Genomic DNA, 11,885 nt, shown 5'->3' with positions numbered 1-11,885 from the left:
GCTCTTTAGCGCCGATGGTAGTTGGGGGCTTCCCCCTGTGAGAGTAGGACGTCGCTAGGCAACCAAAACAGTCAGCTGTGTGCTGGCTGTTTTTTTATTGTCTAAAGAAAATCCTTCTTAATTAAAAGGAATTTGCACAAAAACTATTGATTATAAAAAGATTTAAAATATGTAATTATTATTGTTGCTAGTAGTTTTTATGTAGCTATTTACTTGGATTTTTAATTTAAATTTGCTATGATTAAAAGTCTGAATTGTCTTTCTTTTATAAGTTTCTTGACAGTAGCAGTCCACGTTGTTAATCTTACAATTAATATTCTTTTAACTATAGGAGGACGTTACGAAATGTGGGAGACTAAATTTGCCAAAGAAGGTTTAACTTTTGATGATGTATTATTAGTACCAGCTCATTCTGAAGTATTACCGAAGGATGTTGATCTATCTGTTCAATTAACACCTAAAATTAAATTAAACATTCCAATGATCAGCGCAGGTATGGATACAGTTACAGAGTCTAAAATGGCAATTGCTATGGCACGACAAGGCGGTATCGGTATCATCCACAAAAACATGGGTATCGATGAGCAAGCTGAACAAGTAGAAAAAGTAAAACGTTCTGAAAATGGTGTTATTACAAACCCATTCTTCTTAACTCCGACTCATCAAGTTTTCGATGCTGAGCATTTAATGGGTAAATACCGAATCTCTGGTGTGCCTATTGTTGATAGTATGGAAAACCAAAAACTAGTAGGGATAATTACAAACCGTGATTTACGTTTTATCTCTGATTACTCTTTAAAAATCGAAGATGTAATGACAAAAGAAGATTTGATTACAGCTCCTGTTGGAACGACTTTAGAGGATGCTGAAAAGATTCTTCAACAATATAAAATCGAAAAACTTCCAATTGTTGATGAAGAAGGCCGATTAACTGGACTTATCACAATTAAAGACATTGAAAAGGTTATTGAATTCCCGAATGCTGCTAAAGATACACATGGGCGTTTACTTGTAGGTGCAGCAGTTGGTGTATCGAAGGATACAATGGTACGTATTGAGAAGCTTGTAGAAGCACAAGTTGACATTGTAGTAATTGATACAGCTCACGGACATTCAGAAGGCGTATTACAGACAATTCGTTCAATCCGTGAGACTTACCCAGAACTAGAAATTATTGCTGGTAATGTAGCTACAGCAGAAGGTTCACGTGCATTATTTGAAGCTGGTGCAGATGTTGTTAAAGTAGGTATTGGTCCAGGCTCTATTTGTACGACACGTGTTGTAGCTGGCGTTGGTGTACCACAAATTACAGCGGTTTATGATTGTGCTACAGTAGCTCGTGAGCTTGGTAAAACAATTATTGCTGATGGTGGTATTAAATACTCTGGCGATATCGTAAAAGCTTTAGCTGCTGGTGGGAATGTTGTTATGCTTGGATCTCTTCTTGCAGGTACATCTGAATCTCCAGGAGAAACAGAAATATTCCAAGGTCGTCGCTTCAAAGTTTATCGTGGTATGGGATCTATTGGAGCAATGGAAAAAGGCTCAAAAGATCGCTACTTCCAAGAAGATGCGAAAAAATTAGTACCTGAAGGTATTGAAGGTCGTCTTCCTTATAAAGGACCATTAGCTGATACAATTTATCAACTGATTGGTGGTATCCGAGCTGGTATGGGTTATTGTGGAGCACCACATCTTGAGTTCCTAAGAGAAAATGCACAATTTGTTAGAATGACTGGTGCTGGTCTTCGTGAGTCACATCCGCACGATGTACAGATTACAAAAGAGTCACCAAACTATTCCATGTAATAAATTACTTGCAACTTTTATGCTTTCGCATCGTCTACAAAGATGGCGCGAGAGCATTTTTTTATGGTAGAGAGTCAACACGTAAGTTGTTATCTATGATAAAATGTCGAGGACAAGATTATTTTTTTGGAGGGCTTTAGAGGTGAAAAAGAAAATGAACACCGTATTACGCTTACTCCTAATTCCTGTTTTATTGATTAGTATTTTTGCAGGCATTCCTGCACAGGCAAATGCGGAAACAGATTTAGGATTAACAGTGGATGCTGCGATTTTAATTGACGCAGACTCAGGGAAAATTTTATATGAACAAAATGCAGATACTTCACTAGGTATTGCAAGTATGACAAAAATGATGACCGAATACCTGTTATTGGACGCAATTGATGCAGGGACAGTTAAATGGGATCAGGAATACCACGTAACGGATTATACGTATCGCATGTCTCAAAATCGTGCATTAAGTAATGTGCCATTACGTCGAGACGGTTCTTACACAATTCGAGAATTGTACGAGGCGATGGCTATTTATTCGGCTAATGCTGCAACTGTGGCTATTGCTGAAACAATTGCTGGTACAGAGACTGAATTTTTGAAATTAATGAATAAAAAAGCAGAGGAACTTGGCTTAGAGGGTTATAAGTTTGTCAATGCTACAGGTCTAAACAACGCTGATCTTTTTGGTATGCATCCAGCAGGTACAGGTCCTGAAGATGAGAACGTTATGCCTGCTAAATCTGTAGCAAAACTAGCATATCATTTATTAAAAGACCACCCAAAGGTATTAGAGACTTCAAAAATTACTAAGAAAACATTCCGTGAAGGTACAGAAGACGCAATTGAAATGTCTAACTGGAACTTTATGTTACCAGGATTAGTTTTTGAATATCAAGGTGTAGATGGATTAAAAACAGGAACTACAAACTTTGCTGGCCATTGCTTTACAGGTACTGCAGAGCGCAACGGCACTCGTTTAATCGCAGTTGTAATGAAAGCTGTTGATGCAAGTGGACAAGGGTCATATAAAGCTCGTTTTGATGCAACAGCAAAATTATTTAACTATGGTTTTTCACAATTCTCAAAACAAGAAATTTTACCAGCAAACTATACATTCAAAGATCAAAAAACAGTAAAAGTGACAAAAGGTAAAGAAGATAAAGTCGCTATTGCAGTAAAAGAACCTATTTCATTTATGATTAAATCTTCTGATAAAGATTTCTATAAGCCTAAGTTGGTTTTAGATAAAAAGAGTCTAGAGGCAGAAGTAAAGAAAGACACAGTTGTAGGGAAGGTCGTTGTTGAGCGCACAGAGGGCACAGATTACGGTTTTATCGATGGTAAGGATATTTCATCCGATATTGTCACTACAGGGGCTGTAGAGCGTGCTAGCGGTATCTCATTGTTCTTCCAAGGTGTGGGTAACTTCTTCGGCAATTTATGGGGAGGCATTTCCGACTTTGTTGGCGGCCTATTCTAATAGTTAGTTAATGAGCACATGAATGTTAACAAACATTCATGTGCTTTTTCACATTTTCAGACCGTACAGCATACGCTAATAGGCGAAAGGATGTGGCTAAATGTGTGGCATTACAGGATGGGCTAGCTTTCAAAAGGATTTAAAAGCAAGTGAAACAGTTTTGCTAGCAATGACACGAACATTAAATAAGAGAGGGCCTGATGATGAAAATATTTGGTGTAGTGAGCATATTGCATTTGGCCATCGACGATTAGCGGTTATTGATTTAATGGGTGGCAAGCAGCCAATGAAAAAAATACATGATGGGGTAAACTATGTCATTACATATAATGGCGAACTCTATAATACCGAAGAGCTGCGTAAAGAGCTGCAGAATAGAGGTCATATATTCACAACACATTCAGATACAGAAGTGTTATTGTCAGCCTATATCGAATGGAAAGAGCAATGTGTAGACTTTCTAAATGGCATTTTTGCATTTGGCGTTTGGGATGAGCAAGCGCAGTCTCTTTTTTTATGCAGGGACCGATTAGGTGTGAAGCCTCTTTATTTTACAGAGCAACAGGGGGGGATTCTTTTTGCATCTGAAGTAAAGGCCTTGCTAGCACATCCAATTGTTCAAGCAGCCGTTAATATGGAGGGATTGGCAAGTATGATGGCTGTAGGGCCTTCTAGAGCACCAGGTAAGACAATTTTTCAAAATATTGAGGAATTAAGACCTGGATATGCTATGCGTTTCTCTAGGGAAGGCTTAAGAAAGTGGCAATATTGGCAGCTACAAAGCCATAAGCATGAAGAATCATTGGAGGAGACGATTGAGCATGTTCGTTTGTTGTTAACGGATGCTATTGAACGGCAGCTTATTTCAGATGTACCAATCTGTACATTTCTATCAGGTGGACTTGATTCCAGTATTATTACTGGTATTGCTGCGGATAAGTTTCAACAACAAAACAATAAGTTGCATACGTACTCAATCGATTATGAGGATAATGAACGTTTTTTTAATCCACATGCATTCCAAACGTCAACAGATACGTATTGGATTCAGAAAATGAAAGAGACCTTTAACACGGCACATCACGCAGAAGAAATAACTCAGCAACAGTTGATTGATTTACTAGTAGAATCAGTTATAGTTAGGGATTCACCAGGTATGGCGGATGTGGATTCATCGTTACTATGGTTTTGCCGAGAAATAAAAAGGGACTTTACTGTAGCACTATCTGGCGAGTGTGCAGATGAAATTTTTGGTGGATATCCATGGTTTAAAGAAAAAACTACAGGCTTTCCTTGGATTCGATCGTTGTCTGAAAGAAGTGCATTACTCCAAGAGAAGTGGGATAAAAAATTAAAAATTGAATCCTACGCGCAACAACTTTATTCACAAACATTAGCAGAAGTCCCATTGCTAGAAGGAGAAAGCCCGACAGAAGTAAAACACCGTGAAATGTTTTATTTAAATATGCAATGGTTTATGCAGACTTTGCTAGAGCGGAAGGATCGTATGAGTATGGGAGCGAGCTTAGAGGTACGAGTTCCTTTTGCGGATCATCGACTTGTGCAATATGCATGGAATATTCCTTGGGAAATGAAGGATTTAGGTGGCATCGAAAAAGGGCTACTACGAAAGTCAATGACTCATTTATTGCCTGATGAGGTATTGTACCGTAAAAAGAATCCTTATCCTAAAACATATCATCCAGTTTATACAGCAGGTGTGCAAACATGGTTAAGAGAAATTCTTAAAGATAAGAATACAATCTTACATGAACTTTTTGAGCGCGAAAAACTTGCAGAATTAATTGAATCTGGAGGTAGCTCTTTCAAAATTCCTTGGTATGGTCAATTAATGGCGGGGCCTCAACTTTTGGCATACCTAGGGCAGATTCATACCTGGTTTGAGCATTATCATATCCAATTAATTGAAACCTAATGGGGGTCACCCATCTACTGCATTATTGTGTAGTAGATGGGTAGTTTTTTTGTATTCCCCAACAATCCATTAATTGTTCAATCGCGTGTTCAATTACCTGAGCAGGTATACCGCCAAAGCCAAGTAAAAATTGAGCTTGGGAAGATTCACCATGATCTAGTCTATAATCAGATAACGGATAAATTCCTATCCCAGCTTCAGAGGCAAGCTGTTGTAACTGTTTTTCTGGTAACGTGTGCTGAACGTTTAATAATATATGCATTCCTGCTTGCTCACCAGTAATTTTAATGGATGATGAATATTTTTCTAAAATCGAAGTAAGCTTATCATGTTTTTTTCGATAAACTTTGCGCATTCGATTAAGATGCTTTGCAAAATGTCCGTCATGCATAAAATTTGCTACGATATGCTGATCGAAACGAGGGACTGTGGATGAATAGTAATTAAAGACATCGTTATATGTAGCAAGTAATTGAGGGGGAAGTACAAAATAAGCTACACGTAAAGATGGCATTAATGATTTTGTAAATGTACTCATGTAAATGACTTTATCGTTTCTATCTAAGGCATGTAGTGCAGGAATTGGTTTTCCAGTATAACGAAATTCCGAATCATAATCATCTTCAATGATATAGCGAGAAGAGCTTTGTGCCGCCCAATTTAATGCTTGTGCACGTCTAGTAGCAGATAATACCGCCCCCGTTGGGAATTGATGTGAGGGTGTAATATAAACAACATTAGCATGTGTTTGTTCTAGCTCATGAATAATGATTCCCTCTTCATCGACGGCAATAGGGTAGACTTTTCGTTTGTGCTGAGAAAACATGCGGTGCACAGCAGGATATCCTGGGTTTTCCAAGGCAAAACAAGTATCGTCATTAAAAAGACGTAAAATCATAGGCAGGAGCTGTTCAGTACCGGAACCAATGACAATTTGCTCAGGGCTACATACAACTCCACGCGATTGATATAAATAGTTCGCAATTTCTGTCCGTAATGAAGGCTCTCCTTGAGGTTCCCCCGTTAATAATAATTCCTTCGAGGTTTCATCAAACAACTCTTTTGCGTATTTTCTCCAGATTTGAAATGGGAAGGCATCAATATCAATAGAACCAGGGGTAAAATCTATAATGTACGATTTTTTCTTAGGATGCTCATTGAAAGAGATTACTGTGTTTTGCTGGATATAGGGTAGTTCATCTATTTCTTCTACAAAATAGCCTACACGAGATTTGGACATAATGTAGCCTTCAGCAAGAAGCTGTGCATAGGCAATTTCAATGGTTGTTTGAGAGATATTCAAAAAATCCGCTAATTTTCTTTTTGATGGTAATTTTTCTCCTACTGCTATTTTCTTGGAAATAATAGCTTCTTTAATGCCGTTATAAAGCTGATCATAAAGTGGTTTATCGCTATTCCGTTCAAGCTGAAATAAAAGCATATCCATATTTTAAAACCTCCTGACCCTATAGTTATTTAGAAAACTGGATATTTTTATATGGTCAATTTCTATTATACTAAATTTCATCATAGAGGTGGAGGTTAGAAAATGAAACAAACTGGTACAAATTTAGTAAAGCGTGGAATGGCTGAAATGCAAAAAGGTGGCGTCATTATGGACGTGATTAATGCTGAGCAAGCAAAAATTGCAGAAGCGGCAGGAGCAGTAGCAGTTATGGCATTAGAAAGAGTACCTTCAGATATCCGTAAAGCAGGTGGTGTTGCTCGCATGGCGGATCCTCGTATCGTGGAGGAAGTGATGGGAGCGGTGTCTATTCCAGTTATGGCAAAAGCTCGTATTGGTCATATTGTGGAAGCGCGTGTCTTAGAAGCAATGGGGGTTGATTATATTGATGAAAGCGAAGTGCTCACACCTGCAGATGAAGAGTATCATTTGTTAAAAAGTGACTACACAGTACCATTTGTGTGTGGCTGTCGTGATCTAGGAGAAGCAGCTCGTCGTATTGGTGAAGGTGCAGCTATGCTACGAACAAAAGGTGAACCAGGGACAGGGAATATTGTGGAGGCGGTTCGACATATTCGTAAAGTGAATGCCCAGGTTCGTAAAGTAGTGGGAATGACAGAAGATGAATTAATGACAGAGGCAAAATTACTAGGAGCACCTTTTGAATTATTAAGAGAGATCAAACGTCTTGGTCGTTTACCAGTCGTTAATTTTGCTGCAGGTGGTGTAGCTACACCAGCCGATGCTGCTTTAATGATGGAACTTGGGGCTGATGGTGTATTTGTTGGTTCTGGTATTTTTAAATCCGAAAATCCTGAAAAATTTGCCCGTGCTATTGTGGAAGCAACGACGCATTACAAAGATTATAAGCTCATTGCTGAAATATCAAAGGAACTTGGTCTACCAATGAAAGGCATTGATATTGCACAACTTGGGCAAAATGAGCGCATGCAAGAGCGAGGCTGGTAGGATGAAACGAATTGGTGTTTTAGCCTTACAAGGGGCGGTCCGAGAGCATGTTCAAATGCTAGAAACACTTGGCTGTGAAGCTGTAGAAGTAAAACAGAAGCAAGATTTAGTAAAATTAGATGCACTTGTATTGCCTGGTGGTGAAAGCACGACAATGAGAAAATTGCTGGATTGTTCTGACCTACTAGAACCTATAAAAGAACTAGCACAACAAGGCTTGCCTATGTTTGGGACATGTGCAGGATTAATTTTATTGGCTAATACTTTAGTAAATGATGAACCACATTTAGCTGTTATGGATGTGACAGTTGCGAGAAATTCATATGGGCGTCAGGTTGATAGCTTTGAAGTAAAGCTTGATATTCCCAAAATAGGAGCAGAGATCCCAGCGGTTTTTATTCGTGCACCTCATATTGAGACTGTTGGAAAAAATGTTGAAATTCTCGCAGAGTATGAAGGGCGAATTATTTTAGTACAGGATGACCATTTATTAGGTTGTTCGTTTCATCCCGAATTAACCTCAGACATACGTATTCTTGAATATTTTGTAGTATCTATGGTATGACTTGCAAAATTTGTTTTCATATAGTACAGTATGGTTAAAATTTAAATAACTGAACACGATGATGGGAAGTAGTAGCAAGCACGTTTTTTTTAGAGAGTCAGCGGTTGGTGGAAGCTGATAAAAGCACTTGTGAATCCGTCCTGGAGTTGCACAGTCGAAGTCATTGAAGTAGGCTGTTGCCGGCTGGAATGCCGTTATAAAATAAGTGGATTAGACATAGTCTAGTCAATTAGGGTGGCAACGCGGGTAGCTCTCGTCCCTTTTAGGGATGAGGGCTTTTTTGTGTTTTTCTACAATTTCCCATCATTATGAAACTACTGGAGGTATGATCGATGTTAGATATTAAACGCGTGCGCGATAATTTCGCGGAAATTAAAGAGATGCTGTTAACACGTAATGAAGATTTAGGGAATTTAGATGACTTTGAAAATCTAGATGCAAAGCGTCGTGAATTAATTGCTAAAACAGAAGAGCTCAAAGCAGAACGTAATAAAGTATCAGAGCAAATTTCAGTTATGAAGCGCAACAAAGAAAACGCAGATGAAGTGATTGCTCGTATGCGTCAAGTTGGCGATGAAATTAAAGAGCTAGATGTTCAATTAAATGATGTAGAAGAGCGCTTTAAAGATATGATGATGCGCTTGCCAAACATTCCTCACGAATCTGTACCAGTGGGTACAACAGAAGATGACAATGTTGTGGAATATACATGGGGCGATATTCCGGCATTTGATTTTGACATTCAAGCACACTGGGATCTAGCTACAGATCTAAAAATTGTGGACTTTGAACGTGGCGCGAAAGTAACTGGTAGCCGATTCTTATTCTACCGTGGTCTTGGCGCTCGCTTAGAACGAGCTTTAATGACATTTATGATGGATTTACATGCAGAAGAGCATGGCTATGAGGAAATGCTGCCACCTGTGATTGTTAATCGCGAAAGCTTAACAGGTACTGGACAGTTACCAAAGTTTGAGGAAGATGTATTTAAATTAGAGGAAACTGATTATTTCATGATTCCAACAGCAGAGGTACCAGTTACAAACTTCTACCGTGATGAAATTTTACCTGCTGAGGCTTTACCACAAGGTTTTGCTGCATACAGTGCATGCTTCCGTTCAGAAGCGGGCTCTGCAGGTCGTGATACACGTGGTTTAATCCGTCAACACCAATTCAACAAAGTAGAATTAGTTCGTTTTGTAAAACCAGAGGAATCATATGAACAGTTAGAGCTGTTGACTGGTCATGCTGAAAAAGTACTGCAACTACTAGGCTTACCATATCGTAAATTAAAAATGTGTACAGCTGATTTAGGCTTTACTGCTGCGAAGAAATATGATTTAGAAGTTTGGATTCCAGCACAAAACATGTACCGTGAAATTTCTTCTTGTTCTAACTTTGAGGACTTCCAAGCACGACGCGCAAATATCCGCTTCCGCCGTGAGCCAAATGCAAAACCAGAGTATGTTCACACATTAAACGGTTCAGGTCTTGCGATTGGTCGTACTGTTGCCGCTATACTAGAAAACTATCAACAAGCCGATGGAAGCGTAGTAATTCCTGAAGTTTTAAGACCATATATGGGTGGAAAAGAAGTAATTGCCCCAAAATAAATAACTGATTAAAGCTATTTTAGACTATCCTACGGGGTAATCTAAAATAGCCTTTTTAAAAGGCTTAGTATAGGAATAGAGTTTGGACAGAGGGGTCAAATAAAGAATACATAAAGAAAATAAGTAAAAAGAAACTACTGTTGAAAAATTGGATCAACAGTAGTCTTTATGAAAAAATGTTAGCGAAGGCGAACGCGATGTTTCACAGAGAAATTGTGTTCATTAGAGAGTAAGTAAATAATACCTTCAATAAAAGCTATAATTGCAGGTATATAAGTCCAGCAAAAAATTAAATAAACGATCCCTTGAAAAATCTTACCTAAATAAAATTTGTGAATACCTAATCCTCCTAAAAATATAGCGAGAACCCCAGCTACACCTTTACTTTTTATTGGCCAAGAAGGATCGATACCATCATACATAGGAACCTGTTGTGGCTGTGTTTGATAGACGGGTTGTGGTGGTTGCTGATAGACTGGTTGTTGCACAATTCGTTGTTCGTTTTGAAAATTGAATTTTTCCCCGCAATATTTACATTGATTTAATGTGACATCAGCAGGTGCACCACATTGTGGACATACGCTATTGCTCATGTTAATACCTCCAAATTGTATTCTTAGTACATAGTTGAAAAATTAGTGTGAATAAAAGCAGTTAAATTGAATGAACCTGAGCACCACAGTTATTACAAAACTTTGAATTAACATCTATTTCTTGTCCACATGAACAAACGGGTTTGATTAAACTAATTCCACAAGAACTACAGAATTTAGAAGATTCTTCGTTTTCATTGTGACAGGAATGACATGTAATAACTATTCTCACTAAATTTTCCCCACATAAATTGCAAAACTTACTACTAGAAGAAATACTACCATGACAAGAAGGGCAAATTTTATGCGTAGGCTGATGACCAGGTTGCTGTACTTGTTGGTTCATCATGGATGCCATGCCTTGTCCTACACTCAAGCCAACTCCACCAGTTGCAAATATACCAGCTACTCCACTTTCATTTGAAGCAGCTGACTCATAAACATCAAAGCTACGTTGGGTTACATAACGATTGTCTCCCATAATTTCAAACTTAGCTTTATCCTGTAAAATTTCATTAATTTCTTCAAAATCCTCTTCAGGGAAATTAATAGATTGAATATGGAAATGCGCTATTATAAAGCCATATTTAATAAATTCTTCTGATACTTTTTCTTTTAAACTATTTGAAATGTTTTGAAGCTGTGGCGTTATTTCCAATGCAGAAATTTTCTCATTAATAATTTTATTTGCAAGTTCAGTTTTTACAGATGTAATAAGAGAACCTTTAAAATAATCCTGCACTTTTTCGAAGCTAACAATATCATCTTTATTCATAGAACCAATCACTTCTGAAAAGAATAATAAGTAATCATCCAGTCGTAGAGCTAATTGTCCAAATGCTCTTATACGCAATTTTACAAAGTATTTTGGATCAATTAATTGAATAGGATCAGTGGTTCCCCAATATAGATCCATTTTTACAGTGAGATTTATAAAGTAAATCTCTGCTGAGAAGGGAGTTTCCCCTCCATAAACTAAATTTACAATGTTATGAAGTATCGGTAGGTTATTCGTTGATAGAACATGCGTTCCTGCATTGAAGACATCACACATTTGACCACCCTTTACAAAAATGGCTACTTGTCCTTCATTGACGATAAGTGTGGTCCCAAGTACTAGCTTGTCAGTCGGATGCTTGTAAATTAACCAATCACGTGAGCGTAAACCATCGAATTTCACTCTATCCAAAATAGGCATTAACATAAAACCCCCTATTTATTTACTAATAAAACAAAATTATAACTAGTTATATTCTCCCTTTTCAGTTTATGTATGTCAATGATTTATAGTGTTGAATTTCAATGCTATTCCAAGTAGTTTTATGAAAATGTCACTGCTACAAAAAAAGAAGGTGTCCTAAATATCGGGACTGAACCCCATTAGTGAGACAGTCTCAAAAAAGCATCACCCAACCAGTTTCCGATAATTAATTGGAGACTGGTTGTTTAATTTCAATTGAA

The 11,885-nt window shown here is 37.9% G+C and carries 9 protein-coding genes and 1 other annotated feature; of the genes, 6 read left to right on the top strand and 3 right to left on the bottom strand.

The window, feature by feature from the left end:
* Positions 1-345: 345 nt before the first annotated feature.
* The 3 genes from guaB to asnB all read left to right on the top strand — a co-directional run bounded on the left by guaB (position 346) and on the right by asnB (position 5,219).
* Complete coding sequence (guaB, locus tag AO843_RS23250; RefSeq protein WP_054613430.1) at positions 346-1,809, top strand: IMP dehydrogenase; 1,464 nt, start codon at positions 346-348, stop codon at positions 1,807-1,809.
* Positions 1,810-1,951: 142 nt separating this feature from the next.
* Positions 1,952-3,283, top strand: a complete 1,332-nt coding sequence (locus AO843_RS23245; protein WP_054613429.1) for a D-alanyl-D-alanine carboxypeptidase family protein — start codon at positions 1,952-1,954, stop codon at positions 3,281-3,283.
* A gap of 100 nt (positions 3,284-3,383) precedes the next feature.
* Positions 3,384-5,219, top strand: a complete 1,836-nt coding sequence (gene asnB, locus AO843_RS23240; protein WP_054613428.1) for an asparagine synthase (glutamine-hydrolyzing) — start codon at positions 3,384-3,386, stop codon at positions 5,217-5,219.
* 22 nt (positions 5,220-5,241) lie between these two features.
* Here asnB and AO843_RS23235 read toward each other — a convergent pair whose 3' ends face one another.
* Positions 5,242-6,666, bottom strand: a complete 1,425-nt coding sequence (locus AO843_RS23235) for a MocR-like pyridoxine biosynthesis transcription factor PdxR (RefSeq protein WP_082389581.1) — start codon at positions 6,664-6,666, stop codon at positions 5,242-5,244.
* A gap of 102 nt (positions 6,667-6,768) precedes the next feature.
* On the opposite strand from AO843_RS23235, the gene pdxS reads away from it, so the two are divergent.
* The 3 genes from pdxS (at position 6,769) to serS (ending at position 9,831) form a co-directional block, all read left to right on the top strand.
* Entirely contained in the window at positions 6,769-7,653 is an 885-nt protein-coding gene (pdxS, locus tag AO843_RS23230) for a pyridoxal 5'-phosphate synthase lyase subunit PdxS (RefSeq protein WP_054613427.1), read from the top strand.
* A gap of 1 nt (position 7,654) precedes the next feature.
* The gene (gene pdxT, locus AO843_RS23225; protein WP_054613426.1) at positions 7,655-8,218 is read left to right on the top strand and encodes a pyridoxal 5'-phosphate synthase glutaminase subunit PdxT; all 564 of its coding nucleotides are present in this window, start codon (positions 7,655-7,657) and stop codon (positions 8,216-8,218) included.
* A 49-nt stretch (positions 8,219-8,267) separates the two neighbouring features.
* Positions 8,268-8,482: a binding site (T-box leader), on the top strand.
* 68 nt (positions 8,483-8,550) lie between these two features.
* Positions 8,551-9,831, top strand: a complete 1,281-nt coding sequence (serS, locus tag AO843_RS23220; RefSeq protein ID WP_054613425.1) for a serine--tRNA ligase — start codon at positions 8,551-8,553, stop codon at positions 9,829-9,831.
* A 179-nt stretch (positions 9,832-10,010) separates the two neighbouring features.
* On the opposite strand, the gene AO843_RS24980 is transcribed toward serS, so the two are convergent.
* Complete coding sequence (locus AO843_RS24980; protein WP_197278996.1) at positions 10,011-10,253, bottom strand: TM2 domain-containing protein; 243 nt, start codon at positions 10,251-10,253, stop codon at positions 10,011-10,013.
* A gap of 232 nt (positions 10,254-10,485) precedes the next feature.
* Positions 10,486-11,622 carry an SPFH domain-containing protein gene (locus tag AO843_RS23210; protein WP_054613423.1) on the bottom strand — a complete coding sequence of 379 codons (1,137 nt, stop codon included), beginning with the start codon at positions 11,620-11,622 and terminating at the stop codon, positions 10,486-10,488.
* Between the last annotated feature and the right edge of the window lie 263 nt (positions 11,623-11,885).

This window comes from Lysinibacillus sp. ZYM-1 (assembly GCF_001308875.1).
Lineage (GTDB): Bacteria > Bacillota > Bacilli > Bacillales_A > Planococcaceae > Lysinibacillus.
Note: the sequence above shows the minus strand (reverse complement) of the source record. Positions and strands in the feature narration are given on the sequence as shown.

What these genes read in the sequence shown, in the direction of transcription:
- guaB (WP_054613430.1), top strand. Translation starts at nt 346, where the DNA reads ATGTGGGAGACTAAATTTGCCAAAGAAGGTTTAACTTTTGATGATGTA.
- asnB (WP_054613428.1), top strand. Translation starts at nt 3,384, where the DNA reads ATGTGTGGCATTACAGGATGGGCTAGCTTTCAAAAGGATTTAAAAGCA.
- AO843_RS23235 (WP_082389581.1), bottom strand. Translation starts at nt 6,666, where the DNA reads ATGGATATGCTTTTATTTCAGCTTGAACGGAATAGCGATAAACCACTT.
- pdxS (WP_054613427.1), top strand. Translation starts at nt 6,769, where the DNA reads ATGAAACAAACTGGTACAAATTTAGTAAAGCGTGGAATGGCTGAAATG.
- pdxT (WP_054613426.1), top strand. Translation starts at nt 7,655, where the DNA reads ATGAAACGAATTGGTGTTTTAGCCTTACAAGGGGCGGTCCGAGAGCAT.
- serS (WP_054613425.1), top strand. Translation starts at nt 8,551, where the DNA reads ATGTTAGATATTAAACGCGTGCGCGATAATTTCGCGGAAATTAAAGAG.
- AO843_RS24980 (WP_197278996.1), bottom strand. Translation starts at nt 10,253, where the DNA reads ATGTATGATGGTATCGATCCTTCTTGGCCAATAAAAAGTAAAGGTGTA.
- AO843_RS23210 (WP_054613423.1), bottom strand. Translation starts at nt 11,622, where the DNA reads ATGCCTATTTTGGATAGAGTGAAATTCGATGGTTTACGCTCACGTGAT.